The organism is Pleionea sediminis, from assembly GCF_007570825.1.
Lineage (GTDB): Bacteria > Pseudomonadota > Gammaproteobacteria > Enterobacterales > Kangiellaceae > Pleionea > Pleionea sediminis.
The window spans coordinates 29,091-55,055 of the sequence record NZ_SUNB01000010.1 but is presented as its reverse complement, the minus strand read 5'-3'; the positions used below and the strand labels follow the sequence as shown (position 1 = coordinate 55,055).

Sequence of the window (25,965 nt, the reverse complement as noted above, 5' to 3'; positions counted from 1 at the left end):
TCAGCTGACGTAACTTAAAAGAGGCTCTTTAAACCAAAGTATAGAGCCTTTGTCGTTAAATTTTGCGGTAATGAGCTGGTCGTCTGCCATGGTGATGAGTTGTTCCGGATCGTCACCAAAGGTTGAGTGATACTCGAGCGCTCCAAAAGTAGCGGCTGGTTTAATCGTGACGCCTTTCACTTCAATTTCTATATTTGAAATAGCTTGATGTATTCGCTCAACAAAACTTTCAACGTGAGTGTCTTTGTCTACTAGTGCAGAGATACAAAACTCGTCGCCGCCAAAACGAGCCACATTGTCAAACGTACGCAAACTTTGAGTTAATCCGTTTGCAACTGCACGTAATACATCATCGCCTGCCATATGACCAAAAGTATCGTTGATGGATTTAAAGCGATCCAAATCTAGCATGATGATGATCAGTCGCTGTTCGTTACGCTGAAATCGATATAAGTCTTGCGTGAGTCTTTCTATAAAAGGCTCTCGTTGTAATAAGCCGGTTAATGTGTCAAAGGTTGCGCCTTGGTAGTAAACCCAATGTTTATGATAAACAATGGCGCTAAATGCGAAGTTTAAAATAATCAACGCATAAGGACCTAATAAACGGTTTCCAACATCGGGTGCGCCTTTAGTAAAGTCGAAGTAGATATCCAGTGTTCCCAAAAACAAATATAAAATTACGAAAGCATTTAAGTACCGTGAATAATCAAGTTGTCGTTTATAAGATTGGTAAATGATGTAAATAATCGCGGGCAAGGTTACTAATAGTGCTACCGTTTCAATCAATGTCAGCGATAAGTAAATATGATCGATATTGGGCACTAAAAGCACGAAGGGAATATTTAGCGCAACAAACGCAAAAACAAGTGTCAAATATTTCGGAACCGGCTCATTATAAAACTTGAAAATAAACAGCGGTAATGAAATAAAGATAATGTAAAACAGAGCAATGTTCAGGCGAAAAATAAAGTTTAAATCAAAATTTAAATCGAGAATGATTTCTGTGTAAGTTAATAAGTAGACAGACCAGGTGCCAACAAAAATTCCATAAAATAGCACATCAAAAGAATGTCGATGAAAAGCAAAGTAGACTAAATGTAATAATGCGAATACGGCCAGAACACTGACAAAGGCAATGGTTTCGTAGTTTGAGTAGGTTTGCTTTTTTAATAAGTTGTAGTAGTTATCGAGAACGGGTGCTTCGTTAGTAATGCCGCCCATACGGGCGTTATTATAAATCCAGACGTCAATTCTATTCATGTCGTTAATTTTCCAGACATCCGGATCGATGGAATAAGTGCGTGAATAGAGCGTTGCCTTTTTAAAATCTGGAGGAAACTCTCCTGTTTCTCCTATTAAGTGACCGTTGATATAGACTTTGTCGGCGTCACGAATTTTATGAAAATAAATTCCGGTGTAATCTTTTGTTTGTTCTTCACTAAGGAAAAATAACTTGCTGAGTCTGACAAAGCCATCATAGTCTTCGTATCCTTGCTCTTCCCAAGAGCCGGGAATTTTAAACGGGTGGCATTTTGAAAGGTTGTTATAGGGTTTAAAGCCATTAGCAAAACATAATGTCCACTGACCATCTAAAACCGGAGAACTTCCGATCGGTGGTGAGTATAATGCACGGATATTGTCAGACGATAACAGCGAGTTGCTTATTCCAAAACAGAAAAATAATAAGATAAATTTTATTGAATTGATGAGTTTCGAAATACAATTCCATTGTTTCATTAAATAAGCATCCAATGCCAGAACGACTACTACGAGATACTCAGAAGTTTACCGTTGCCATACAGTACAGTCAACGAAGATTACTGATGTTTCTTCGGTTGTTACGAAACGACTCAAGGTGTTATCAGTCACCTTGAGTCGTAAGGTCTATTGACTATGCTGGCTTTTGAAGATCTTCGACTAAGGCAGCTAAAAATCTTGCTGCTTCTCCACCCGTACAAGCTCGGTGATCAAAGGTTAAAGAAAGCGGCAACATTTTTTGATTCACAATGCCTTTATCCGTTAATTGAAGTTCATTACGGAATCGGCCAGTGCCTAAAATGGCGACCTGTGGCGGTGAAACAACAGGTGTTCCATAACGACCCGCAATAGAACCAAAGTTCGACAGGGTGATTGTCGCATTGGCAAGATCATCAGGTTTAATGGCTTTGTTTGCGATCTTGTCACGAAGGACTTGAACACTTGCTCGAGACTCGGCCATTGTTTGTTGATCAGCATTGTGAACAACAGGAACGTAAAGACCATCTGGTGTATCAACCGCAATACCAATGCTTACATTTGGATGGTGCAGCTTTTCCATGTTTTCACCATCAAACCAAGCGTTTAGCGATGGTTCAACTCGGCATGCATACACCATGGCTCGAATGTAACGAGCGAGTGAATCGGTGCCTTTCGGCCATGAACTAATGTTGGCATCTTCAACCAAAGTTGTTGGAACAACGGTTGCGTGTGAATGAGCCATGCCTTGAGCCATGGCACGTCGTGCACCACGAACTGGCTGAGGATCACGAGTGATGTTAATACTCGGCAAACGTGAACCAGTTGATTGAGCTGCGGTTGAACTGGTTGCTGCTGGTCGTTGAGACATTGCTTGAGCTGCAGCCGATGGCTTACCACTGGATGCTTGCTCGACGTCAGCGCGTGTAATACTGCCTTTGCGACCGGTTGCCTGACACTGACCCAAATCAACGCCCAAGCGTCGCGCTAAAGCTCTTACTGCTGGCGATGCTTTGTAGGACAAAGGATTGTTGGTATCTGTACCGACGGTTGGTTGACCTGCTGATGCATTGCCTGATGCTGTGGCTGTTCCTGCTTTGGCTGCGGCTTTCACATCGGCTTGCGTAATTTTTCCATCTTTGCCAGTGCCTTTAACTTTCGTTAAATCGACTTTTAATTTGCGAGCCAATGCTTTGGCAATGGAGTCGGCTGATTCGGCAACGATTTGATTGCCGACTTCGACAGCACCGACAACGGTACCGGCATCGGCCGATTTTGAATCGTCACTGGATTCTGGTTGAGCAGCGGCTTCTCCGCCTTGGCCACCAAAAGTAACCAGCGGGGAGCCCACCTGAATAACGTCGCCTTCTTTGCCGTGTAATTTGGAAATCGTTCCAGCAAGAGGTGAGGGGACTTCAACGACGGCTTTGGCTGTTTCCATTTCAACCATGGGTTGATCAACCGTTACAGTGTCACCTTCTTTGACTAACCAACGAACCACTTCGGCGTCAGGTAATCCTTCACCAAGATCAGGTAGCTTGAATACTTCGCCTGAACCTGATTGGACCGGCGCAGCAGGTTTTTCTGCAGCTGGTTGTTGTTTTGGTGTTTCTGATTTGGCTTCTGTAGAAGGTGCTGACGAGCTGCCGTCACCATCGAACTCAACCAAAGGAGCACCCACTTGAATAACATCTCCGGGCTGACCGTGCAGCTTGGTAACTTTTCCCGCGTAGGGAGAAGGTACTTCGACTACGGCTTTGGCTGTTTCCATTTCGACCATGGGTTGGTCAACGGTTACAGTGTCGCCTTCTTTAACTAACCAGCGAACGACTTCTGCGTCGGGAAGTCCTTCACCTAAATCGGGTAAGTTGAAGATGTTCATTTGTACTCCATTATTTTTCTGGCTTCTTCGAGAACACGATCCACGGTAGGCATGTATTGCTTTTCCAGTCGATAATACGGCATTACTGTATCGTATCCGGAAACCCGGCCAATGGGTGCGAGTAAACTCATGACTGCTTTTTCAGCAATTTCTGCGGCAATTTCTGAACCCAGGCTTCCCGCTTTTGGGGCTTCTTGAACAATCATTGCGCGGCCTGTTTTTTCTACAGACTCCAAGATAGTGTCAATATCGAGTGGGCTCACTGTCGCTACATCAATAACTTCAGCGCTGATACCTTCTGCGGCGAGTTTTTCCGCAGCTTGATGCGTTTCATGTAGCATGGCGCCCCAAGATATTAGCGTAATGTCCGTGCCTTCGCGATCCACAAAACAACATCCAATCGGATACTCTTCGCCATTATCTTCAACTTCGTGCTTAACAATTCGGTAAACACGTTTTGGCTCAAGAAAAATGACGGGATCTGGGTCACGAATGGCGGCTAGCATTAAACCGTATGCCCGTGATGGATTCGAAGGAATAACAACTTTTAATCCAGGAATGTGAGCAAACAAAGCTTCTGTACTTTCAGAGTGATGCTCTGGCGCGTGAATACCACCACCGTAAGGCGCTCGGATAACCATCGGTAAAGTAATTCGGCCACGCGTTCGGTGACGCATTCGCGCCATATGACACACGATTTGATCAAATGCAGGGAAGATAAAGCCCATAAATTGAATTTCAGCGACAGGTTTAATACCTTGTGCAGCCATACCAATAGAAACACCGGCAATCATCGATTCTGCCAGTGGTGTGTCGATGACACGATCAGGGCCAAATTTCTTTTGTAGTCCATCAGTGGCGCGGAAAACACCACCGTTGGCACCGACATCTTCTCCCAAAGCAACAACTGTTTGGTCATTTTCCATTTCGTAAGCCATTGCTTTATTAACGGCTTCAATAAGCGTGATGGCTGACATTATTTCGCTCCTTTATTGTTCGCTTTGTCGATCGCGTATTGGCGCTGCTCCATAGTACGTGCGGGCAGCTCGGAGTATAAATAATCGAACATGGCTTCTGGCTTGTCGGGGGCTGTATTGAGATAATTATCAACGGCTTCTTGGACTTCTTTAGCAAGTTCCGCTTTGAGCGCTTCTTCTTGCTCGTCGTCCCATTCTCCCATCGATTCTAAGTATTTACGCAAACGAAGAATCGGCTCTGCTTTCCAGCCTTCATCTAATTCACCTTCTGGACGGTAGCGGCTGGCATCATCAGCAGTTGTATGGTCACATAAGCGGAGTGAGATACATTCAATTAACGTGGCACCACCGCCTTTCCGAGCTTTTTCATAGGCTTTTTCGGCTGCTTCACGAACGGCAACAATGTCGTTACCGTCAACTTGAACGGCTTCGATACCGGCTGCAATGGCTTTTTGCGCGTAAGTTTCACAGGCAGTTTGAATTTCGGAAGGAACTGAAATAGCCCATTGGTTGTTATTAATGAAAAAGACAACCGGTAATTTCCAGATACCAGCAACATTGATGGCTTCATAAAAATCGCCTTCGGAAGTTCCACCTTCTCCAATTTCGGTTGCAACACATCGCTTTTCACCTTTCAATTGCATTGCTTTGGCAACGCCAGCGGCATGCAAACATTGTGTGGCGATCGGTACGGCAATCGGAAAATCTTCTTTTGCGTGTTGATAATCGGAACCACGCTCGTCACCACCCCAGTAGAGTAATACTTCTTCCATGGTGACACCATGTTCAACCATGGCTGCTTGACCACGGTAATAGGGAACAAGCACGTCTTCTTTGTTGAGTGCTGACCCAAAGCCAACGCCTATGGCTTCTTGGCCAAGGGCTGCTGGGTAGGTTCCCATTTTTCCAGTTCGCTGAAGTGCGTAAGCTTTCGTATCTAAGGTACGAATTCGAAGCATTGATCGATAGAGAGTTTTTAAGGTGTCGATGTCTTTCGCCAGCTTGGGTAATTTTTTGCTGGTTGGCTTTCCATCTTGATCAATGTATTGCGTGTACTTTATGTCAAACTTTGCAACCGTGGTCACAATAAACCTCCTTTCGAGGCAGCCGAATTTTTTCGGCTGGCGTAGAGTCAATAATATTGCGGCGCCGATCATAAGGATCTGAAGCGCATTTGTATAGCGCTAAACAACAAAAGTTAGTAGTGATTGAGCGTTATTTGCTCAGTTTTAATGAAAAATCGAACCCTTTTTAAAACAAATCGGACCAGTAATTCATGAAACCGGTTTTGATTTAATGTGTATTCCGTTAGTCTTTAACAATTATTCAAAGCAACATTTTGACTCAGTGATTCACGAATAAAAGGCGACAAAAACGACCATGAAAACTTCAACGGCACCGGTTACGAAATATCGCAAAGACTATAAACCTTCTAATTTTTTAATTGACGAAATTTCATTAAATTTTTTAATTAACGACGAAGAAACATTAGTCGAATCTCGGTTAATGGTGCGACGCAACCCAGAAGGCGATGTTAATGCAAATTCAGTTTGGTTCGATGGTGAAGAGCTTAAATTGTTGGCCATTGAGTTTAATGGACAGGTATTAGACGAGAGTGAATACACCATCAACGAACAGGGCATGCAATTAAATAAAGTTGACGATAAATTTGAACTGTTTACTCGGTGTTCGATCGAGCCCCATAAAAACACATCATTAGAAGGGTTATATCAATCCGGTGATAAATTATGTACGCAATGTGAAGCTGAAGGATTTCGTAAAATTACTTACTATATGGATCGACCAGATATTTTAGCGAAATTTGATGTTCGGATTGAAGCTGATAAAGACAAATATCCATTACTTTTGTCTAATGGTAATAAAGTTAATGCCGGAGATTTAGCGAATGATCGTCACTTTTGTGAATGGCAAGATCCCTTTTTAAAGCCTTGTTATTTATTTGCGTTGGTAGCAGGCGATTTGGATTTATTGGAAGACACGTTTACGACGCAATCAGGAAGAACGGTTAAATTGGAACTGTATGTCGATAAAGGAAAGTTGGATCAAACTGAGTTTGCGATGGAGTCGCTTAAAAATGCAATGAAGTGGGACGAAGAGAAATTCAATTTGGAATACGATTTGGACCTGTATATGATTGTTGCGGTCGGTGATTTTAATATGGGCGCAATGGAAAACAAAGGCCTAAACATTTTTAATACCAAATACGTATTAGCCAATCCACAAACAGCGACGGATCAAGATTTTGAAAATGTTGAAAGTGTTATTGGTCATGAGTATTTCCATAACTGGACCGGTAACCGAGTAACCTGTCGCGACTGGTTTCAACTGAGTTTGAAAGAAGGCCTTACGGTTTTTCGTGATCAACGATTTACGGAAGATTTACGATCGAAAGCAGTAAAACGGATTGATGATGTCAAAGTTATTCGAAGTTACCAATTTGCTGAAGATGCGGGTCCAATGGCACATCCGATTCGTCCCGATGAATACATTGAGATGAATAATTTTTACACGGTAACTGTATACAATAAAGGTGCTGAAGTTATTCGGATGATTCATACCTTAATAGGAGAAGATAGTTTCCGCAAAGGTATGGACTTGTATTTTGATCGCCATGACGGGCAAGCTGTTACCTGTAACGATTTTGTTGCGGCGATGGCTGATGCAAGTAGCGTAAATTTGGATACTTTTAAACATTGGTACAGTCAAGCGGGAACGCCAACCGTCAAGGTAACGCATCGTTATGATGAAACGAACAAAACGTTGGAACTCCAATTTATACAATCAAACTCGCATCCATCGGCAAAACAAGCCTATTTAATTCCAGTAAAGTTAGGGCTTATTGCTCGAGATGGTGACGCCGTTACGTTTCGTCTGTCGCCTGATGGAGATCCCCAAGATGAAGTCTTATTAAACTTTGATCAAAGTGGAGAGTCTTTTATTTTTCATGATGTCGAAAAGGATGTTGTTCCTTCTTTGTTTAGAGATTTTTCAGCGCCGGTGAAGATTAGCAGTGAATTAACGGAAAAAGATTTGGCGCTGTTGTTTGCACATGATGTCAACGCGTTTAACCGATGGGACGCTGGTCAACAATTAATGCAACGTTATCTGCTGTCGGATGATAATGGTTTAGCGACCTCCATTAAATCAGCATTCGAAAATATTCTGAAAGATACTGATGTTGATAACGCCTTTAAAGCGCGTGCGCTGCAAATTCCTGATTTGAAAACTTTGTTTGAACTCGATTATTCGAAAGGTATTGATTTTCTAGTTGAAAAAAGAAGAGGTCTGAAAAGTTATATTGCAAAAGAGTTGGCGACTTTGTGGCAGGAAAAATATAACGAATTGTATGTTGAAGGCGACGATGATTTATCACAAGAAGCCGCCGCCAATCGAGCACTCAAAAATTTAACGATGCAATATTTGGTACATGGTGAATCCACAGCGAGTTCCTATGTCGAGAAACAGTTTAATGCCGCAAAACTTATGTCCGATGAAATTGCTGCACTAACGTGTGCAATTCATGAAAATACGAAGGAAGCGGGGCAACTATCGGATGCGTTTTATAAGAAATGGCAAGATGAACCTTTGGTTATGGATAAGTGGTTCGTGGCTCATGCAACGCACGACCACGAGGATGTTGTTAAAACGATTAATCAGTTAAGACAAAGTCCTGCCTTTAATATTAAAAATCCAAATAAATTACGCAGTTTATTTGGTGCATTCGCTGCAGGAAATTTCGCTCAGTTTCATCGACTGGATGGCCTGGGTTATCAATTGTTGGGAGACGTTATTTATGAAGTGGATGATTTTAATCCACAAGTTGCGGCAAATTTATCAAAACAGTTTTCAGTTGCCCGTCACCTTGATCAATCACGACAAGCAATGGTTAAGTCGATATTGGAAAACTTAAAAAATAAAGAAAAATTGTCAAAAGATGTCTTTGAGATAGTGTCAAAAACACTTGAAACTTTGAAGTAAGGGGATGCATTTAGATGGCGATAGTTAAATGTCCAGAGTGTAGAAAGCCAATATCCGATAGAGCCAGGGTGTGTAATCATTGTGGTTACACGATTTCTAAAGATGCGTCCGATGAAGAGCGGGAACGGGCTCATCGGATTATTCGACTGAAAAAGCGTAATCGTATTCAAATGATTGTGTATTTATCGATGATCGTTTTTATTGCGGGCGTCCTTTTTATGTATTTTGGTGGGCGGAAAGCGGATGACCTTTATCGTTGGCTGGGTTACATCGGCATCGTTTTAGGAGGAGCGGGATACTTGTTCAGCCGTATTCAATCTTTTCTACTGAAGCGCCATTAGCGCTTCAGTCATAGAAAACAGGATTTCTGGGTGATTAAAAAACATTCAAAAAAAGCTTGTGTATATCTCGAATATGTATATAATCGGCGCCAACTTGATAAAGGCAACCATCATTGAAAGATGTGGTACGCAAAGCTTCCGGTCTAACAGTTAAGAAATTAGCTCATGATAGCGGGGTTACCAAACGTCACTTCCTGATCATCAACTCTTGATGAATGCCATTATCACAACTGCTTTAACCTTTTGAATTTTTTGGAGATTGCTGTGATTAGGTCACTTTTTTCTTTATGTATTGTTACTCTTTTCAGCGTGAATGTGTCTGCTAACTCAACAATTGATCGTTTAACGGAGTCGATGTGTGATTACGTTAAAAGTGACGATCGCAGTAATATTCGCAAAAAGCTCCGTTCTGCAAATTTAAAGCTTCGTCACACGTATGCTGGATTTGTATGTCAGCCTGAAGGCGATTTCCCTGGTGGAAGTCTGTTACGAACCGCGACTTTTTACGGCGCGACAGAAGTATCTTCTTTTTTGATAAAGAAAATGTCTCGAGATGACTTTCAATTGGAAGAGCATGATGGCGTAAAAACGAGCGTCTGGATGAAAGAAGCGCTTGCCAGTGGCAGTCTTAAAGACGTTAACAAGGCAAAAACCATTTATTCTGAGGCAGAAAGCCGATTTGGTGAATAAAGGTTTTGACCGGCTAAATTATTCTAAAAAGGGCCTTGTTGGCCCTTTTTAATGTTTTGATATAAGTATTATACGACGTCACCAACGCGAACAATTTTCATGGCATTGGTACCGCCTAAGATTCCCATGTGATCGCCTTTGGTCAGTAAGACTAGATCACCGTCTTCAACAATATCCCGTTTTTTTAACTCCTCAACCGCGAGTCGATTAACATCGTGGCGTGCCAAAACGGTGGGATCAAAAGGAATGGCTTCAACACCACGGTAAAGAGCGAGACGTCTTTGGGTATCCTCTCGTTTGGTTAATGCGTAAATGGGCATACCGGAGCGAATTCGAGACATCCACAATGCAGTAGCTCCCGATTCGGTAAGGCAACAAATCGCTTTAACACCAACCAGGTGATTCGCGGTGTACATGGTAGCCATCGCAATAGCCTCATCAATGCGATCAAATTGATCTTCCATTCGATGTTTGGAAATTTGTGAGACCTTCTGCTTTTCGGCTCCCTGACAAGCTCTCGCCATGGCTTCAACCACCAATATCGGATGTTCGCCCGTAGCGGTTTCGGCAGACAACATGACAGCATCGGTTCCATCGAGCACGGCGTTGGCAACGTCGAAGACTTCTGCTCGAGTTGGAATCGCATTGGTGATCATCGATTCCATCATTTGAGTGGCTGTTATAACGACCCGATCAAGAGCTCTTGCTCGAGCAATGATTTTCTTTTGTACTCCAATAAGCTCTGCATCGCCGATCTCGACGCCTAAATCGCCGCGCGCAACCATGACTGCTTCTGAAGCAATGATAATTTCATCGAGTATTTCGTCGGAATTGACGACTTCAGCTCGTTCTATTTTCGCAACCAGACCAGCTTGCGATCCTGTGGCTCGTAATAATTGCTCTGCTTCTTTTATATCCTCAGCATGACGCGGAAAAGAAACGGCAAGATAATCGACGCCCATTGATGCGGCTAATTGAATATCGCGCTTATCTTTCTCGGTTAATGCCGGCGCTGATAATCCACCGCCTTTTAAATTAATTCCCTTGTTGTTACTCAGTGGTCCACCAATGACAACTGTTGTTTCGACGCGCGAGTTTTCTATTTTGGTGACTTCGAGTTGGACGCGGCCATCATCGAGCAATAGAAAGTCTCCTGTTTTACAGTCATTCGGCAGAGCTTTGTAATCAATGCCAACTTGTGTCTCATCGCCTGCGTCGGTCTCAAGACTGGCATCGAGGGTAAACGTTTGGCCTTTCTTTAAAGTGATCTTGGAATCTTTAAATCGAGCGATTCGAATTTTAGGTCCTTGTAAGTCACCGAGAATGGCAACTTCAATACCCATTTCATGCGATGCTTCGCGAACCAATTGAGTTCGGTGCAAATGGTCTTCTGGACTACCATGCGAGAAATTCATACGTACAACGTTTGCTCCTGCTGCGAATAGCTTTTTGAGAGCATCTTTGTTATCGGTTGCTGGACCCAATGTTGTCACGATCTTAGTACGCTTAAACACAGTACATTTCCTTTTTAGAATATTGAAAATCGGATTGTTTTGACATATTAACTTTAGTGTATTTTTCAGTGGCTTTTTGGCAGCTACGCTGCAATTTAAGAATAAAAAGAAGTCGAGCTGGACTAAGATATAAGTTGTTAAGCCAACTTTATAAAATGTTGTCTAACTATATCGCCTTTGATGGAGGGTTAACAAGCTCGTTGAACGTTCAGATAATTAGCCTTCAGATTGTTAACTGCTCAATTTGATCAAAAATTGTGTTGTTTAGAATAATCAATGAGTTAAATGAAAAAAGTGACAAATATTTATTGACAGGGGAGAAGGGCCTCATTAAAATGCGCCTCCAATTCGGGGCTATAGCTCAGCTGGGAGAGCGCAACACTGGCAGTGTTGAGGTCAGCGGTTCGATCCCGCTTAGCTCCACCAGATACGAAGGTTTCGTCCCCTTCGTCTAGAGGCCTAGGACACCGCCCTTTCACGGCGGTAACAGGGGTTCGAATCCCCTAGGGGACGCCATATTGAAAAGCCTAATCCGAAAGGATTAGGCTTTTTTTATGCCTTCAACAGTCATAGATCAATGTATAACTCCAGAACCAATGTATGTCTGTAGATAACATTACAAAATAACAGCAGAATGAATTGTTAGAGATCTTCCGCTGTTTGCTGAGCTTGCTTTATCTGGAATTTATCGATTTCTTGTTGGTAACGGAAAAATAAGAGAATCGCTGCTGCGGTAAGCCCGGCAATAATTCCCATCCAATAGCCTCTGACACCCATTTGAGAATATTCGGCAAAATAGTAACCTACCGGAAAGCCAATTAACCAATAGGCAATAGCAGAGATCACCATGGGTATTTGGGTGTCTTTTAGGCCTCGTAAAGCACCGCTAATCGATACCTGGATAGCATCAGATAGTTGAAAAATGGCTGCCAGATATAAAAGAGAAGCCGCCAGCGTAATTACTTTAATATCATCCGTATATAGTTCTGCTAGAAAAGTCGATGTAAAAAATATAATCATGGCAGACATTATTGCCAGTCCAATTGCCGTTAGAATTCCTGTTTTCCCGGCTAACTTGAGCGACTCGACATCTTCTCTGCCAGCATAAAATCCGACCCGGGCAGAAATTGCGATGGATAAACCCAAAGGAACCATGTAAGCCATCGATGCAATATTAATGGCAATTTGATGAGACGCGACAATAGTCACTTCGTAGCGTCCGATGAGAAGTCCAATAAAGGCAAACATTGCGATTTCCATTCCAACACCAATGCCCATTGGTAATCCCAAGCGAAATATTTCTTTAATTTGTCTTGGATTAAAACGGTGGAGTTGATCGGTAATGGCAAGGTGTTTATAGCGGGGCGTTTTTATGGTGTAGATGCCTAATGACACAAACATAATAAACCAGACAGTGCTGGTGGCATAACCAACGCCGACTGCTCCCATCGCAGGAATACCGAGCCCACCCCAGATAAACCAAAAGTTGAACAATATATTGAACGGAATCGCGATGATCGAAACAACCATAATTGCTCGATTAGAAAATAATCCTTCATTACAAAATCTAAGAGCAAAAAACATAAACAAAGGAATGATTCCGTAAGAGCAGGCTTGTAAATATTGGTGGACGATGCCGGTTAAGTCTGACTGAATTTCGATAGATTCCATTAATGGGAGTGAGTTATTCAAAAAGTAAATGGAAGGAAGGGCTAACAAGATGCCCAAAACTAGTGAGTGCTGAAAAACGACACCAATTTGTTGAAGATCACCACGACCATTTAAGTGCGACACGATTGGGTTTAATGCTAAAAAGACACCCAAAATAAAAACGATGACGGGATTGAGAATATTAGTACCGACCGCTATGGCGGCAAGTGCTTCAGGATTAACTTGACCTGCCATCATTGTATCGATAACGCCCAAGGACATTTGTGAAATCTGCGCTAACACAGCGGGCAAGCCTAACTTAAACAGTTCGGTTAGCTCGTATTGAGTAGGGGACGATTGAGTGCGGGACATAAAAGCGGTTAAATAATCTATCGCGAATGTTTATTTTGAGAGAATGGATCTTATAGCACTTAAACAGAACCAAGTCTTGTAAAAAGAGCTCTCGGTTTAATTTGAAATTACTAGGTCGATTAAAAAGAAAGTGTTTTTTAGATTGAGAGGGAGCGTAGTTCGCTGGCGACTCGACTGTGTTCCCACATTTCATTGAATTCTTTGCGGTATTCTCTAACTTTGAGTTTACTGTTAAAACTCACCAAGCTTTCTAACTCACTATGATTCGTACGATAAATTAAGCCACTGTCATCAACTAGATGAAACGAGTAGGGGATTTGTTGAAAATCTTTTGCGAGAACACGGATGCTGACGTAGCTTGGAAAAGCCTGAGCAAGAGCAACGAGTCGATGATCAACTTTTTGTAACATGGTGGTATCAAAGACCAAAATTCGAACTTCAGTGTGACGGCTTTGTCGAATGAATTCTTTTAACGCCTGTTCGATTTCTCGTTCACTTAATATTCTTGGCTCAAGGTCGTAGGTCAAAATATCAATGCGCTTTTTAGCGAGGGAATACATTCGGTAGCAAGCCAATTTTAACTCGCTGCTTCGATCTAAATGTAATGGGGTTTCCGTTTCTCCAAGCTCGGCATTCAGTAATGTGTTTTCTAGTTCTTCACTCATGGTTGACTGCTGTAGCGCTTCATCGTTTGGTGAGGTATTCCAGCTTCCATGAATACTGGACCATTGGCAACGAATTGATGACGTTCGTAAAAGTCGATGGCTTGGATTTGGGCGTGAAGTTTAACGGGGCTAAGTTGTTCTCGGTCGGCGATATTGAGAAGGGCTTGAAGTATTTTTGAACCGAGTCCGAGACCGCGATAGGGCATCAGCACCGACACCCGGCCAATTTTTCCTTCCGGACTTAATCGCCCGGTGCCGATCGGCTCACCTTGTTTGGTTTTTACAAGCACGTGGTAACAAACAGGATCTCTTCCATCAATTTCAATTTGAGTGGATACGCGCTGTTCCAGCACAAAGACTTTTTCTCGCACTTGTTTAAGTAAGTCACATGCGTCGTTCCAGGATACTTCGCTGACAATAAATTCTTCTTGCATGCTCGGAGTTCGCTATCTTGCGATAATAAATTACATTTGGATAAAAATTATCCAGCCCTTATCAATAAGATTAGCAATTTCGTTTACAAATTCAATATCTTGAAGGCAATTATTGAGGTCTTTTCCGTGAATTTGTTCATATTCACATAATTTTTTTAGGATTGGTTGATATCTGGTGGAGAAAAGAACAGATTCACCATTAATAAAAAGGAAAAATTGTTGGTTACACTCGGTGTATGTAACACGAGCTTGTGGATCGATTTGCAAAGTAAATGGACGATTGCCAATATTTTTGAATGCACGACCAAGCGAATCTTCGAATGGTTCATTTTCGTAACGAGGCTCGGTGACTAATTTTCCAAAAGCTTGGATTAATGCTTCATCGGAAATGGAAGCCAAACTGGCTCTCAACCAATCCATTAACTGGGAAGGTAGCGCTTGCGTTTTGAAAGCTCTATTAGGGCTGACATCTTTAAATCTGGGTGAAGAGAATTCTTCCTCACTCAGAATATCGTCCAAGAGTTGTTCATAAATCATGTGGTGAGATGGCGCTCGAAATCCGACAGAATAAGTCATACAGGCTTCGACTGCGACACCATCGTGCGGGGTATTGGGAGGAATATACAGAACATCACCGCGTTCAAGAGTTTCGTCGATAATTGGATCAAAGTCGGCTATTTGTTTTAGTTGAGGGTGAGGGAAGCTGGGCGTGACTTTTTGATTGGGACTGCCAACTTTCCATCGTCGACTGCCTAATCCTTGCACCAGAAAAACATCGTATTGATCCACATGAGGACCAACACCACCGCCTGGTGTCGCGTAACTCACCATTAGATCGTCCCGTCGCCAGTTTGGGATGAAGTTAAAATGCTCGAGCAATTCATGGGCTTCTGGTAACCACTCATCGATGGTTTGTACCAATAGTGTCCAATGATTCTCTGGCAGTGATGAGTAAATTGATTCGGAAAGAGGACCGGTATTTAAATGCCATTGCGAGTTTTCAGATTGATACTGTATTAAGCGAGACTCAACATCGCTTTCCAAGCTCATTCCAGCAAGTTCTTCCGGAGTTAATAAATCTTCAAAACGAGGGAAAACTTGACGTAGCACCACCGGCTTTTGTTGCCAGTAGTGCTCAAGAAAGTGTTCAACAGAGAATTGACCCAGAGTTTTCATAATTTGAGTCTATAAAATGAGACGGTCGAATCACTAAATTTTTCGTGCTTGTGAAATTGCATTGCCAATGTAAGATTCGGGTGTTAACTGTTTTAATTCGCTTTTCACTGAGTCGGGAAGTGCCAGTCCATCAATAAATTCTGCCATTCCAGCTTGATCAACTTTTTTGCCGCGAGTTAGTTCTTTGAGTTTCTCATAGGGCTTTTCTATTCCGTAGCGACGCATAACCGTTTGAATGGGTTCAGCCAGTAATTCCCAATTGTCATTCAATTCAGCTTTGAGTGAAGCCGGGTTAACTTCGAGTTTACTAATACCTTTTAGTGTGGCCTTATAAGCAATAATAGAGTGAGCGACACCAACACCCAAGGCACGTAAAGCGGTTGAATCGGATAAGTCGCGCTGCCATCTCGATACAGGAAGTTTTTGACCAAGGTGAGTAAATAATGCGTTTGCGATTCCTAAGTTTCCTTCACTGTTTTCAAAGTCGATCGGATTTACTTTGTGAGGCATGGTCGATGATCCTATCTCGCCGGCAACCGTTTTTTGTTTAAAGTGGCCCAGAGCGATATAACCCCAAACATCGCGATCAAAGTCGAGTAAAATGACATTAAATCGAGTGATGGCATCAAAATATTCTGCAATGTAATCGTGAGGTTCGATTTGAGTGGTGAATGGATTAAACGTTAATCCTATCGAGTTGACAAATTCTTCTGAAAACTTAGGCCAGTCAACATTTGGGTAAGCCACTAGGTGGGCATTGAAGTTACCAACGGCACCATTAATTTTTCCTAAAATTTCGACTGACTTAAATTGCTCGTGCTGACGTTGCAGTCGAGCAAGAACGTTCGCCATTTCTTTACCCATGGTTGAAGGAGAGGCCGGTTGACCGTGGGTACGAGACATCATGGGGATTTCTGCATAGTCATTAGCTAATCGTTGCAATTCGTTCATGACTTGCGACTGGTATTCTTCAATAATCAGTCCAGCGTCTTTAAGCATTAGGCCGTAAGATAAATTATTGATGTCTTCGGAGGTACAGGCAAAATGAATAAACTCAGAAACTTGCTTGAGTTCTTCATTCGAATCGGTTTTTTCTTTGAGTAAATACTCAACAGCTTTAACGTCGTGATTGGTTGTTCTCTCGATATCTTTAACACGCTGGGCATCACTCAATGAAAACTCATCGATAATTTTGTTGAGCAGAGCATTAGTTTCCTCTGAGAATTTTGGAACCTCTGCAATTTCCGGAGTTTCAGCAAGCTTTTGTAGCCAACGAACTTCAACGGTTGTTCGATATTTTATCAGGCCGAACTCACTAAAAATTTCACGAAGCTCTTCGGATTTAGAGCCATAGCGGCCGTCAACGGGTGAAATCGCAGTAAGAGAAGACAGTTCCATCAGGTTTCCTCAAGGATAAATGGTGTAAGCTAGAAAGCGCCGTATTCTACCACAGTGATTGCCGCCGTGGCAGAGTGACTGAATGCTTGAGTGTTATGAGATAATCGTCATGGTGAGAGGATGTCGGTTCCCAACGATGTTGGATGCCACTCCACCTGATTGGATGATTTGAAATGAGCACCCAATTGGCGAAGTAGGGAGTGGAAAGCTGGAAACTCTTTTGAGGACTCGAGTTTAGAGAAGATTGAATGGAATACTTTAATGGGAGCTACGTCGTCCAAACGTTGCGCTAGTTGTTGGCTGTCCCAAATGGCATACTCATGTCGGCAACATTGATTAAAATCTTTGATAACTTGATCGAGCGACGAGTTATTTTTTCGTAACTCGATATCTGCTTCCATCCACGCAATGGCGCCAGACCAATAAACGCGTCGAAAAGAGCGCGTTTGTCGCATTGTTTGACTGGCTCTATCCAGGCTTAAATGAGCCGTCGATGAATGGTTTTCTAGTCCTCTTTGAATGCCGCCTCGTAGTCGCTTAAGTGCATTTGGGGCGGATAGAATTCCTTCACGTCCCATAATGATGTATTGGTAATAGCTGGCAAAGCCTTCTGACACCCACGCATCTCGGCGATCAATGAAAGGTAACACCAGATGTGACAATTCGTGATAGGCCGTCCAATCTTGAACAAATTCTTTTTCTGCCGCGTGTCGATTAATAAAAAAGCTAATATTTTTACCATCGCCACGAAATACCATGGCAAAAGGTGTTGGCTCAGCTGTGGGACGATTTACATCTAAAACGGTAATCTGTAAATCTTTAAACGGTAATGCGCCATAAATTTTTGACAATGCCGAGAGACAGGTCGTCAGCCATCGTTCAATTTTACGTCTGTGCTCTTCACTGTGAGGAGACAAGAAGGCGACTTGAACTCTGGCATCCAGAATTTTCAGATCGTGTGTTAAAAAGTTGCCACTGTAGAAGGGAAGAGACATGAAACTGGGTTCGTGATTTAAATGGTAAGTCACCTTTTCATTGGATTCAACCAATCTTTCAAAAGGAAATGAAAGTGATTGATCATCCGATCGCAAAACCGTTAATTGATGTTGAACCTTCGAAGGTTCATTAACCGGACGCCAATTAAACAAACCCGTTTGATATCGATGTATCGCTGAATCGACTGTCGACATCCATCGTGAACGGCTTTTTCTTTGTCTGAAAGACTTGCCGTCAATTTGGAATTTGAAACAGCCATTATCAACATTTGAAAATGACACGTTAATGCTGTGAGGGTGTATCGTAAGATTGTTAGATAGAGGTTTTATATAATTTGAGGCATCTCTTAACTCTGAAACCCAACGCTGTGAATCAATACCTTGACTACAAATAGTTACGATAGGACTGTCTTTTTGATTAGCAAGATCGAGTGTGTAATTGATACTGGCAGCGTTAGCAATAGAAGTCGCTAAAAAGAAAAATAGTGTTGAATATCGCATCATTTGCTCGATTAATAACCCACTTGTTCAGTATGAATCGATTGTCTTTAAATTTACATCAATAAATGTAAAAAAACTTTTGACAAAGACCAGGCTCCTATATAGAATGCGCGCCTCTAAACGAGATTGAACAGTTTCAGTCCCCTTCGTCTAGAGGCCTAGGACACCGCCCTTTCACGGCGGTAACAGGGGTTCGAATCCCCTAGGGGACGCCACTTTAAAAAGCCCAGCTAATGCTGGGCTTTTTATTGCCTGATAGTTTTCCAACGTTTTATTGTTGGATATCTGTATTTTGCATTCACCTTATTTAGTCGATATTAACTGGATGATAATCAGCCGAAAATAGGCTGTTTTGGATGTACTCAAACATTATTTCGTCAAATCAACGTATCCAAGTGTTGCTTAAACTAATTGTTCTTATAATATACGTTCATATATCTGACTAGATGAGTAGCAATATGTCGAGGGTAAATATGAAAAGTATTCGAACAAAGAAAACATCGTTTTTATCAAAATACCTAGTTGATGATAACTTTTTTACTGGTCGCTGGCAGAACGTGTTTTTCGTTTTTTGTTTCTCCATTTTTTCTGCGCCGATGTTGCAAGCTGGTGATATTGAAAAAGGTAAAGCAAAGTCGATGATGTGCGCCAGTTGTCACGGTAAAGATGGTGTTGGAATTTCAGACGATTATCCAAATTTAGCAGGCCAAAAAGAAACCTATTTAGTTGCCCAGATGAAAGCATTTCGTGATGGTGACAGAAAAAATATGATCATGATGCCGATGGCAAAACCTTTGAGCGATGATGATATTGAAAACTTGGCCGCTTATTATTCATCATTACCCGCAAAAAAATAAATCAGTGAAATATCATATAGCAGGAGGCAAACCGTGGACGCTATCGAATTATTGTTGAATCGAGGTTCTTTTGGCAAGTTGGAAGAGCCCGCGCCTAGTAATGAAGAATTGCAGATCATTCAACGTGCTGCGTTAAGGGCTCCTGATCACAAAGGTTTGCGTCCCTGGAAGTTTTTTGTTTATCAAGGTAATGATTCATTGAAACAATTGGGCGAGTTATTCTTACAAGCAAAATTAAAAAGCGAGCCCGATTTACCGCAAGCAAAACAAGAAAAAGCTTTGGCCATGCCATTCCGAGCGCCAATGATTATTATCGCTTGTGTTGAATATCAAGAGCACGAAAAAGTACCTAAAATCGAACAAGCGATTTCTTGTGGATGTGCAGTGCACGGAATGCTATTTGCTCTACAAGCACAAGGATTTGCCGGCTATTGGCGGACAGGTGACTTGGCGTTTAATCCGTTTTTGAAAGAATTGTTAGGGCTTAAACCTTCGGATGAAATTGTCGGATTCTTATACGCTGGCACTCCAAAAGTATCGATTACCAAACCCGATCAAGTGGTGCCAGAAGATTATTTTTTTAAAAGTTAAAGAGCTAAATTAAAAGGCACGGTGCAGCCTAATAAAGACTTAATAAGTTTTTATTGGTTTAAAGAAGACAGAGTGTTGGTGAGTTGTTAAAAGTCTTTCCATATTTTTGATTTTTGACGCTCAGGGTATTGATTGTCGCGTAAGTCATGAATCTTTTTGTATTTTTCTTCTTCGGCACGGCGACTTTCAGAGTGGCTTTCGGGCTTTTCATCGAATTCTTTTAGAAACTTGTCCATTTCACTAACGTAGTTACGGTCGATCGCCATAATTGCTCCAGTGCTTTTTATGCATTGAACAGAAACTGTAAAAAGAAATTGAGTTCGAGGAAAAGTATAACTGGCGACACCGATAGCCGCCAGTCGAATTGATTAACTTTTAACTTTTTCAATCATTTCTACTAATCGTCCAACAATTCGGTCGATGGTTTGTTGGCGTTTTTCACTGGCCAACTGGCCGTCTTCTGTAAATGCGTCAGCAGCTTTTGGAATGGCTACTTGATCATTGAGCAGAGTGGTGCCAATACCGCTTAATAAAAGTCGTAATTGACTTAATCCGCGAAGGCCACCAAATGCGCCGGGTGAAGTAGCAAAAATCGCAGCGTATTTATTTTTGAAGCTTTCTAAAATACCCTCGCCATCAGCTTGACGTGACGCCCAATCAATAGCGTTCTTCAAAACGCCAGAATAGGAACCATTGTATTCCGGTGACGCAATAAGAAAGCCATCGGCTTCGTTCATCATTTTCTTTAAATCCAGCGCATTGGGGTGAATGCCGTTTTCAGCCTCATCATCTTCATTAAACAATGGCAGTGGTAAATCAATAAGATCGACATAATTGACTTCTGCACCGGCTTTCTTGGCAGACTCAGCAAGAATTTTCGCTAATTTCTTGTTGTAAGATTCTTTTCTTAAACTTCCCGCAAATACGAGTATTTTTACGCTCATTTTCTCTCCTGTTAAAACTCTGCTGATTTAGGTGTTCGTGGGAAAGGAATCACATCACGAATGTTTGAAATTCCAGTGGCGTAAGCCACCATGCGCTCAAAACCCAGACCAAAACCAGAGTGGGGTACGGTGCCGTAACGTCGCAAATCTCGATACCACCAGTAATCTTCTCTACTTAATTCCATTTGATCGAGGCGTTGGTCAAAGACTTCCAATCGCTCTTCACGCTGACTGCCACCGATGATTTCACCAATTCCGGGAGCAAGTACATCCATCGCCGCGACGGTTTTTTCGTCATCATTTAAGCGCATGTAAAACGCTTTAATATCTTTTGGGTAATTCATCAGAATAATCGGGCGACCGATGTGCTCTTCTGCCAGGAAACGCTCATGTTCTGATTGAAGGTCAACACCCCACTCGACAGGGAACTCGAAAGACTTGTTCGATTTTTTGAGAATTTCAATCGCATCGGTGTAATCCATACGTTCGAAATCATGCTCGACAATTTGCTCTAAACGACTGATGCAAGTTTTATCGACGCGTTGTGCGAAGAACTCCATATCGTCGCCGCGCTCATTGAGAACGGCTTTACAAATGTATTTCAGCATGGCTTCGGCCAAATCGGCGTTTTGTTTGAGATCGGCAAAAGCGACTTCGGGCTCAACCATCCAAAATTCTGATAAATGTCGGCTGGTATTCGAGTTTTCAGCACGGAATGTAGGTCCGAAGGTATAAACCTTGGAGAGCGCCAAGCAATAGGTTTCGACGTTAAGTTGACCTGAAACGGTGAGGAAAGCCTCTTTACCGAAAAAGTCTTTTGAAAAATCGACTTTTCCTTGTTCATTTCTGGGCAAGTTTTCGAGATCTAGGGTAGAAACTCGGAACATCTCGCCAGCGCCTTCGCAATCGGATGCGGTGACGATTGGTGTGTGGATCCAGTTAAAGTCGCGCTCATAATGAAAACGGTGAATGGCCTGCGCTAAGCAGTTTCTGACGCGAGTCATTGCTCCGATAATGTTAGTACGTGGACGCAAATGAGCGTTTTCTCGCAGAAACTCCATTTTGTGAGGCTTGGGTTGCATCGGATAAGTCGCGGGGTCTTCGACCCAACCTAAAATGTTGAGCTCGGACGCTTGCATTTCAAATGATTGACCCTTGCCCTGAGACTCAACAACTTTTCCAGTCGCAGAGATAGAGCATCCAGTGGTTAATTTGGCAATGTCGTCATAATTACTGAGCTTGTCATCTGCAATCACTTGCAAAGTTGCAAAGCAGGAACCGTCGTGGATGTTGATAAAGGAAAATCCACCCTTTGAATTCTTACTGGTTCTAACCCAGCCATTTACGGTTACTTCTGAGCCAACCGGCGCCTTACCCGATAAAAACTCACTTGCACTCAGTACGGTCATTTTCTTAATTACTCCAGTCATTTTGTCAGGGGCGAAGCTTTTGCCCGTTTAATGCGTTCTAAGACGTTATTTTTCTCGCTTGCGGACATCCGAGACCACTGAACTATCTCGTCGATAGTTCGGTAGCAACCTTTGCATATCTCAATACCGAATTGGTCGGTTTCGAGCTTACAAACCGCAATACAAGGAGAGGGGGGTTGTTGATCCGACATATAACAAACCTAAATTCTCCACAAACGCGATATGTTACCTTGCCTCGCAGAGACTTACCACCTTCCTGTATTTTTCTCTTAGCTTGATGGACAAATGCGCGCGTAAGCCCCAAAAATAGACTAATCTTAATACAGATTAGCGATTTTAAATCGTGGACAGTTTCGATATCAGAGTAACTTTTATATCGAATCAAGATTTCACCGGATTTAAGTTGAAACGATGCCTACGCGTATTCTAGAGATGGACGATGATATTAAGCTCACTGCGTTTTGTGTTGCGCTGAATGCCGTAAGCGATTGTGTCATTATTACGGACACTGATGGGGTCATTCATTTTTCCAATGATTGTGCCAAGTCGTTATTGGCGGTGAATGACTCTTCTCATCAAAACCTCACCGATAGCTTAAAATTTATTCAGCAGTCAGACACACGATTTCGATCGGTATCGATTGAAGAGCTTTGTCAAGATCAAGCTTTAATGGAGCTGCAACAAACGTGCTTTTTATCGGGTAAAGATGGTCGTGTAATTCCTTTTAAAATATCCGCTCAATTTGTATCTGCGAAGCTAAACGGAGGAAAAAGCCAGTATTGTATTTTTACGATTGTTGATGAGTCGAAAACCAATCAATTAAAAGAAACCATCGACTTCCAAAAAAAATACGATCAATTGACGGGATTGGTAAATCGCAGTGAATTTGAACGAGTGCTTATGGAAACTTTGCAAGATGCAAAATTGAATAAAGCCACGCATTCGATGTTTTTAATTAAACTAAGTCAAACTAAATTGATTAACGAAGCGGCTGGTTATCTCGCAGGTAATGAATTAATAAAATCTTTCGCTGAAAAGCTTTCCGACAATACGCGCAGTAATGATTTGTTAGCACGTATCGGTAATGATGAATTTTGCCTCTTGTTATGGCGTGTCGATATCGAACTGGCTGAAAAAATTGCCGTTAAACTACTGGCGAATTTAGAGCGATTCAGTTTTACTTGGAACAAGAAGGAGTATCTAGCGGGTTCTGTTATTGGAGTAACTAAAATCGATTCAACCGTTGAATCTTGGGTGCAAGCGATTCAACACGCAGAAATGGCTTGCTCGCAAGCTAAAGTTACTGGACCGAATCAATATTGTATTTACTCGCCGTCAGCGATTGAATTAAAAAGTCATCAAGAAGAAGTGCAGTGGGTTTCTAAACTTGTTTATGCAGTGCGTAATGATTGGTTTGAGTTTTATCAGCAGCCAATTATCAGTTTAAAAGGTGAGCGAGATTTAAATCATTGTGAAGTGTTATTAAGAGTTCGCGATGAACACAATAAGGCATCAAGCCCGGCGGCCTTTTTGATAGCTGCTGAAAAATACAACATGATTAATATGATTGATCGTTGGGTTGTTTTGAACAGTTTTCGCTGGTTGTCGGAACATCGGGGAATTTTTCTCGATCACATCAATGTTAATTTATCCGGTATTAGTTTAACACAACCGGAATTTCTGACTTACATTGATGACTTAATGACTCGATTTTTGGTTCCTCCTGAAAAGCTTTGTTTTGAAATTACGGAAACCGCAGCGGTTGAAAATTTAATGAAAGCTCGCGAATTCATTGACACCATAAAATCTTTTGGGTGCCGTATTGCTTTGGATGATTTCGGCACCGGTATGGCTTCATTTTCTTACCTTAAAAACTTGCCCGTTGATTTCGTAAAAATCGATGGTGAATTTGTGCGGGAAATTACCGAAGACAGAGTGTCGGTCGCGATGGTTCGATCCATCAATGATGTTGCCCATGAAATAGGCGCATTAACGATTGCCGAATACGTTGAGAATAACGCCATCAAAGAGCAATTGATCGATCTTGGTGTCGATTTTGCGCAGGGGTATGGCATTGGGTTGCCAGAACCCATTGATTCATTAGTTGAAAAAGAGCATAGTTATCCTTATTCTAGCAGCCGCTAACTAGTTATCAGGCGGTTAACCATGCACCAATTAGAATCCGATTTTTCTCTTTATTACGACAATAAGTCATCCTATTACCAGTCACTGTGCCAACAGTTGGAAGGGTTACTCTCGATTGAGCGCGATCCCATCACAAACATGTCTCAAGTGGCTTCGTTTGTTTTTTATTCTATTCCAGATTTAAATTGGTCGGGCTTTTATTTAAATGTCGATGACGAAAATTTACGCTTGGGACCGTTTAATGGCAAAGTCGCCTGTGTTCATATTCCGTTCGGTAAAGGTGTTTGTGGTACTGTAGCGCAACAGCGACAATCCGTCAGAGTGGATGATGTGCATTCTTTTGCGGGTCATATTGCTTGTGACAGTGCGAGTAATTCTGAAATCGTGGTGCCAATTGTTCATGATGGGCGACTGTTTGGCGTGCTGGATATCGATAGCCCGACACTGAACCGTTTTGATGATGATGATTTGGTTGGGTTCGAAAAGTTGGCTGCTACTTTTGCAGCGGCAACCAACCTTTAACGATTTACTCTTCTGGGTGGAAGTAAAAATTAAGCGCTTTTCTTAGAGGTTCGGGTAATTCAGGCAGCGCCGAGCGCGGCAATAAAAAGGTCGATAAGCTAAAAAGATCTTTGAAAAATCGATTGTTTTCTGTCGTTTGACGAAGATAATCGGTACCACTGGAGCCGCCCGTTCCTATTTTGGAACCCAACATTCTTTGGACCATAATGACATGGCGATAACGCCAGGTCGTGAAGTGTTCATCGATTTCCAATAATCCCATCAAAAGTTGAAAGGGGAGTTGGAAAATGGGCTCGTCTCGATACAGATTAATAAATACTGCGCCGAGTAACGCTTTTTGACTAAACCGAAACTTTCCTTCTTTTTTCAATAAGTTGTATTGTTCTTCGTCGAGTAGGGCAGTAAAGCTGCGGCGCGTGTTCTCAAGATCTTTTAATTGGAATTCGCGATCGGATTCGCTCAAATAGTCATTATTTTGAATAATCGCTCGGTCATTTTCGAGCATCTTATCAACAGCTTGTTTGTAGGAGTCCCAAAATTTAAAGTCACCGTATTCAAAAAATGGCATCCGTTCGAGCCACTTTTCGACGCAATCGAACAAGCTGGGTTGTTCTTCCAACTCCATAAGATGAGTTCGGTCTTTTTCATTCAATCGTTTGTAGAAAGAATCTTTGTCGAAATTGATTCGAAATTTGCTCTTTAAGCCCAATAAGATTTCAATTTCTTTGAATTGAATACTTTGAAAGCCGGAAGCCGGCACCAGGTAATCTCGAAAGTCGAGAAAGTCCAGAGGCGTCATGGTCTCCAAAACGCCGATTTGGTCAATGAGTAGCTTTTGGATTGCACCAATGCGATCGAGTCTAGATACAATGCGGCCCATCGATTTTTCGGGGATTTGGTTTTGGTTAAACTCCCCATAAATTGAGTGCATTTCATGCAATATTTGTTTAAACCACAGTTCGTAGGCTTGATGAACAATGATAAACAGCATTTCGTCGTGAGCTTCAATGCCGTACTTAGAGCTTTCCGGGTGTTGACTGTCGAGCAATTTATCCAATTGAAGATAGTCGGTGTAATAACAAGGTGTTGTGTTCCGTTGCATTGCGCACATAGTTATCTCTACTCGTTATGCTTAAAACCGTGAAGCA

Annotated in this window: 23 protein-coding genes, 3 tRNA genes and 1 riboswitch; of the genes, 10 read left to right on the top strand and 16 right to left on the bottom strand. The window is 42.1% G+C overall.

Annotated features, from left to right (window positions below; genetic code table 11):
• From FAX86_RS21540 to pdhA, 4 genes are all read right to left on the bottom strand, one after another.
• Entirely contained in the window at window positions 1–1,737 is a 1,737-nt protein-coding gene (locus tag FAX86_RS21540; RefSeq protein WP_144395566.1) for a GGDEF domain-containing protein, read from the bottom strand.
• Between the two features lie 154 nt (window positions 1,738–1,891).
• Window positions 1,892–3,616, bottom strand: a complete 1,725-nt coding sequence (locus tag FAX86_RS21535; protein WP_144395565.1) for a 2-oxo acid dehydrogenase subunit E2 — start codon at window positions 3,614–3,616, stop codon at window positions 1,892–1,894.
• Window positions 3,613–4,593, bottom strand: a complete 981-nt coding sequence (locus tag FAX86_RS21530) for an alpha-ketoacid dehydrogenase subunit beta (protein WP_144395564.1) — start codon at window positions 4,591–4,593, stop codon at window positions 3,613–3,615. The genes FAX86_RS21535 and FAX86_RS21530 overlap by 4 nt, the downstream gene beginning before the upstream one ends.
• Window positions 4,593–5,678: a pyruvate dehydrogenase (acetyl-transferring) E1 component subunit alpha gene (gene pdhA / locus FAX86_RS21525; protein ID WP_205859279.1), complete on the bottom strand. Its 1,086-nt coding sequence runs from the start codon at window positions 5,676–5,678 to the stop codon at window positions 4,593–4,595. The genes FAX86_RS21530 and pdhA overlap by 1 nt, the downstream gene beginning before the upstream one ends.
• A 295-nt stretch (window positions 5,679–5,973) precedes the next feature.
• On the opposite strand from pdhA, the gene pepN reads away from it, so the two are divergent.
• From pepN to FAX86_RS21510, 3 genes are all read left to right on the top strand, one after another.
• Window positions 5,974–8,592, top strand: a complete 2,619-nt coding sequence (gene pepN / locus FAX86_RS21520) for an aminopeptidase N (protein ID WP_144395562.1) — start codon at window positions 5,974–5,976, stop codon at window positions 8,590–8,592.
• A 14-nt stretch (window positions 8,593–8,606) separates the two neighbouring features.
• Window positions 8,607–8,933, top strand: a complete 327-nt coding sequence (locus FAX86_RS21515) for a zinc ribbon domain-containing protein (RefSeq protein ID WP_144395561.1) — start codon at window positions 8,607–8,609, stop codon at window positions 8,931–8,933.
• A 92-nt stretch (window positions 8,934–9,025) separates the two neighbouring features.
• A riboswitch (cyclic di-GMP riboswitch) is annotated at window positions 9,026–9,118 on the top strand.
• Window positions 9,119–9,197: 79 nt separating this feature from the next.
• Window positions 9,198–9,623 carry a DUF3718 domain-containing protein gene (locus tag FAX86_RS21510; RefSeq protein WP_144395560.1) on the top strand — a complete coding sequence of 142 codons (426 nt, stop codon included), beginning with the start codon at window positions 9,198–9,200 and terminating at the stop codon, window positions 9,621–9,623.
• Between the two features lie 68 nt (window positions 9,624–9,691).
• Here the strand turns inward: FAX86_RS21510 and pyk are convergent, their stop codons facing one another.
• Window positions 9,692–11,137: a pyruvate kinase gene (gene pyk, locus FAX86_RS21505; RefSeq protein WP_144395559.1), complete on the bottom strand. Its 1,446-nt coding sequence runs from the start codon at window positions 11,135–11,137 to the stop codon at window positions 9,692–9,694.
• 350 nt (window positions 11,138–11,487) lie between these two features.
• Between pyk and FAX86_RS21500 the strand changes: the two genes are divergently transcribed.
• A tRNA-Ala gene (locus FAX86_RS21500) sits at window positions 11,488–11,563 on the top strand.
• Window positions 11,564–11,577: 14 nt separating this feature from the next.
• A tRNA-Glu gene (locus FAX86_RS21495) sits at window positions 11,578–11,653 on the top strand.
• A 126-nt stretch (window positions 11,654–11,779) separates the two neighbouring features.
• Here FAX86_RS21495 and FAX86_RS21490 read toward each other — a convergent pair.
• From FAX86_RS21490 to FAX86_RS21465, 6 genes are all read right to left on the bottom strand, one after another.
• Entirely contained in the window at window positions 11,780–13,159 is a 1,380-nt protein-coding gene (locus tag FAX86_RS21490; protein ID WP_144395558.1) for an MATE family efflux transporter, read from the bottom strand.
• A 137-nt stretch (window positions 13,160–13,296) separates the two neighbouring features.
• Complete coding sequence (locus tag FAX86_RS21485) at window positions 13,297–13,824, bottom strand: DUF7931 domain-containing protein (protein WP_144395557.1); 528 nt, start codon at window positions 13,822–13,824, stop codon at window positions 13,297–13,299.
• Complete coding sequence (locus FAX86_RS21480; protein WP_144395556.1) at window positions 13,821–14,258, bottom strand: GNAT family N-acetyltransferase; 438 nt, start codon at window positions 14,256–14,258, stop codon at window positions 13,821–13,823. Before FAX86_RS21480 ends, FAX86_RS21485 begins: the two co-directional genes overlap by 4 nt.
• Before the next feature lie 30 nt (window positions 14,259–14,288).
• On the bottom strand, window positions 14,289–15,434 hold the full coding sequence (locus tag FAX86_RS21475) for a cupin domain-containing protein (protein ID WP_144395555.1): 1,146 nt from the start codon (window positions 15,432–15,434) through the stop codon (window positions 14,289–14,291).
• A gap of 33 nt (window positions 15,435–15,467) precedes the next feature.
• Window positions 15,468–16,832: an adenylosuccinate lyase gene (gene purB / locus FAX86_RS21470; protein WP_144395554.1), complete on the bottom strand. Its 1,365-nt coding sequence runs from the start codon at window positions 16,830–16,832 to the stop codon at window positions 15,468–15,470.
• Between the two features lie 107 nt (window positions 16,833–16,939).
• Window positions 16,940–18,328 (bottom strand): M61 family metallopeptidase, encoded by a 1,389-nt coding sequence (locus FAX86_RS21465; RefSeq protein WP_205859278.1) that lies wholly within the window; start codon window positions 18,326–18,328, stop codon window positions 16,940–16,942.
• 139 nt (window positions 18,329–18,467) lie between these two features.
• On the opposite strand from FAX86_RS21465, the gene FAX86_RS21460 reads away from it, so the two are divergent.
• The 3 genes from FAX86_RS21460 to FAX86_RS21450 all read left to right on the top strand — a co-directional run bounded on the left by FAX86_RS21460 (window position 18,468) and on the right by FAX86_RS21450 (window position 19,776).
• Window positions 18,468–18,543, top strand: a tRNA-Glu gene (locus tag FAX86_RS21460).
• Window positions 18,544–18,801: 258 nt separating this feature from the next.
• Window positions 18,802–19,185, top strand: a complete 384-nt coding sequence (locus FAX86_RS21455; protein WP_246128717.1) for a c-type cytochrome — start codon at window positions 18,802–18,804, stop codon at window positions 19,183–19,185.
• 33 nt (window positions 19,186–19,218) lie between these two features.
• Window positions 19,219–19,776: a nitroreductase family protein gene (locus tag FAX86_RS21450; protein WP_144395552.1), complete on the top strand. Its 558-nt coding sequence runs from the start codon at window positions 19,219–19,221 to the stop codon at window positions 19,774–19,776.
• A gap of 86 nt (window positions 19,777–19,862) precedes the next feature.
• Here FAX86_RS21450 and FAX86_RS21445 read toward each other — a convergent pair whose 3' ends face one another.
• From FAX86_RS21445 to FAX86_RS21430, 4 genes are all read right to left on the bottom strand, one after another.
• Window positions 19,863–20,042 carry a CBU_0585 family protein gene (locus FAX86_RS21445; protein WP_144395551.1) on the bottom strand — a complete coding sequence of 60 codons (180 nt, stop codon included), beginning with the start codon at window positions 20,040–20,042 and terminating at the stop codon, window positions 19,863–19,865.
• Between the two features lie 102 nt (window positions 20,043–20,144).
• Window positions 20,145–20,720 carry an NADPH-dependent FMN reductase gene (locus FAX86_RS21440; protein ID WP_144395550.1) on the bottom strand — a complete coding sequence of 192 codons (576 nt, stop codon included), beginning with the start codon at window positions 20,718–20,720 and terminating at the stop codon, window positions 20,145–20,147.
• Between the two features lie 11 nt (window positions 20,721–20,731).
• Window positions 20,732–22,129, bottom strand: coding sequence for an asparagine--tRNA ligase (gene asnS, locus FAX86_RS21435; RefSeq protein WP_144395549.1), 1,398 nt, complete (start codon window positions 22,127–22,129; stop codon window positions 20,732–20,734).
• A 17-nt stretch (window positions 22,130–22,146) separates the two neighbouring features.
• Window positions 22,147–22,341 (bottom strand): DUF1289 domain-containing protein, encoded by a 195-nt coding sequence (locus tag FAX86_RS21430; protein ID WP_144395548.1) that lies wholly within the window; start codon window positions 22,339–22,341, stop codon window positions 22,147–22,149.
• 220 nt (window positions 22,342–22,561) lie between these two features.
• On the opposite strand from FAX86_RS21430, the gene FAX86_RS21425 reads away from it, so the two are divergent.
• Window positions 22,562–24,295 carry a putative bifunctional diguanylate cyclase/phosphodiesterase gene (locus tag FAX86_RS21425; RefSeq protein WP_144395547.1) on the top strand — a complete coding sequence of 578 codons (1,734 nt, stop codon included), beginning with the start codon at window positions 22,562–22,564 and terminating at the stop codon, window positions 24,293–24,295.
• Between the two features lie 21 nt (window positions 24,296–24,316).
• Complete coding sequence (locus tag FAX86_RS21420; RefSeq protein ID WP_144395546.1) at window positions 24,317–24,817, top strand: GAF domain-containing protein; 501 nt, start codon at window positions 24,317–24,319, stop codon at window positions 24,815–24,817.
• Between the two features lie 4 nt (window positions 24,818–24,821).
• Here FAX86_RS21420 and FAX86_RS21415 read toward each other — a convergent pair whose 3' ends face one another.
• Window positions 24,822–25,928 carry a tryptophan 2,3-dioxygenase family protein gene (locus FAX86_RS21415; RefSeq protein ID WP_246128715.1) on the bottom strand — a complete coding sequence of 369 codons (1,107 nt, stop codon included), beginning with the start codon at window positions 25,926–25,928 and terminating at the stop codon, window positions 24,822–24,824.
• Between the last annotated feature and the right edge of the window lie 37 nt (window positions 25,929–25,965).

What these genes read in the sequence shown, in the direction of transcription:
- FAX86_RS21425 (WP_144395547.1), top strand. Translation starts at nt 22,562, where the DNA reads ATGCCTACGCGTATTCTAGAGATGGACGATGATATTAAGCTCACTGCG.
- FAX86_RS21475 (WP_144395555.1), bottom strand. Translation starts at nt 15,434, where the DNA reads ATGAAAACTCTGGGTCAATTCTCTGTTGAACACTTTCTTGAGCACTAC.
- FAX86_RS21430 (WP_144395548.1), bottom strand. Translation starts at nt 22,341, where the DNA reads ATGTCGGATCAACAACCCCCCTCTCCTTGTATTGCGGTTTGTAAGCTC.
- FAX86_RS21480 (WP_144395556.1), bottom strand. Translation starts at nt 14,258, where the DNA reads ATGCAAGAAGAATTTATTGTCAGCGAAGTATCCTGGAACGACGCATGT.
- asnS (WP_144395549.1), bottom strand. Translation starts at nt 22,129, where the DNA reads ATGACCGTACTGAGTGCAAGTGAGTTTTTATCGGGTAAGGCGCCGGTT.
- FAX86_RS21485 (WP_144395557.1), bottom strand. Translation starts at nt 13,824, where the DNA reads ATGAGTGAAGAACTAGAAAACACATTACTGAATGCCGAGCTTGGAGAA.
- FAX86_RS21445 (WP_144395551.1), bottom strand. Translation starts at nt 20,042, where the DNA reads ATGGCGATCGACCGTAACTACGTTAGTGAAATGGACAAGTTTCTAAAA.
- FAX86_RS21490 (WP_144395558.1), bottom strand. Translation starts at nt 13,159, where the DNA reads ATGTCCCGCACTCAATCGTCCCCTACTCAATACGAGCTAACCGAACTG.
- pepN (WP_144395562.1), top strand. Translation starts at nt 5,974, where the DNA reads ATGAAAACTTCAACGGCACCGGTTACGAAATATCGCAAAGACTATAAA.
- FAX86_RS21440 (WP_144395550.1), bottom strand. Translation starts at nt 20,720, where the DNA reads ATGAGCGTAAAAATACTCGTATTTGCGGGAAGTTTAAGAAAAGAATCT.
- FAX86_RS21540 (WP_144395566.1), bottom strand. Translation starts at nt 1,737, where the DNA reads ATGAAACAATGGAATTGTATTTCGAAACTCATCAATTCAATAAAATTT.
- FAX86_RS21455 (WP_246128717.1), top strand. Translation starts at nt 18,802, where the DNA reads ATGAAAAGTATTCGAACAAAGAAAACATCGTTTTTATCAAAATACCTA.
- FAX86_RS21415 (WP_246128715.1), bottom strand. Translation starts at nt 25,928, where the DNA reads ATGTGCGCAATGCAACGGAACACAACACCTTGTTATTACACCGACTAT.
- FAX86_RS21530 (WP_144395564.1), bottom strand. Translation starts at nt 4,593, where the DNA reads ATGTCAGCCATCACGCTTATTGAAGCCGTTAATAAAGCAATGGCTTAC.
- purB (WP_144395554.1), bottom strand. Translation starts at nt 16,832, where the DNA reads ATGGAACTGTCTTCTCTTACTGCGATTTCACCCGTTGACGGCCGCTAT.
- FAX86_RS21465 (WP_205859278.1), bottom strand. Translation starts at nt 18,328, where the DNA reads ATGCGATATTCAACACTATTTTTCTTTTTAGCGACTTCTATTGCTAAC.
- FAX86_RS21535 (WP_144395565.1), bottom strand. Translation starts at nt 3,616, where the DNA reads ATGAACATCTTCAACTTACCCGATTTAGGTGAAGGACTTCCCGACGCA.
- FAX86_RS21420 (WP_144395546.1), top strand. Translation starts at nt 24,317, where the DNA reads ATGCACCAATTAGAATCCGATTTTTCTCTTTATTACGACAATAAGTCA.
- FAX86_RS21515 (WP_144395561.1), top strand. Translation starts at nt 8,607, where the DNA reads ATGGCGATAGTTAAATGTCCAGAGTGTAGAAAGCCAATATCCGATAGA.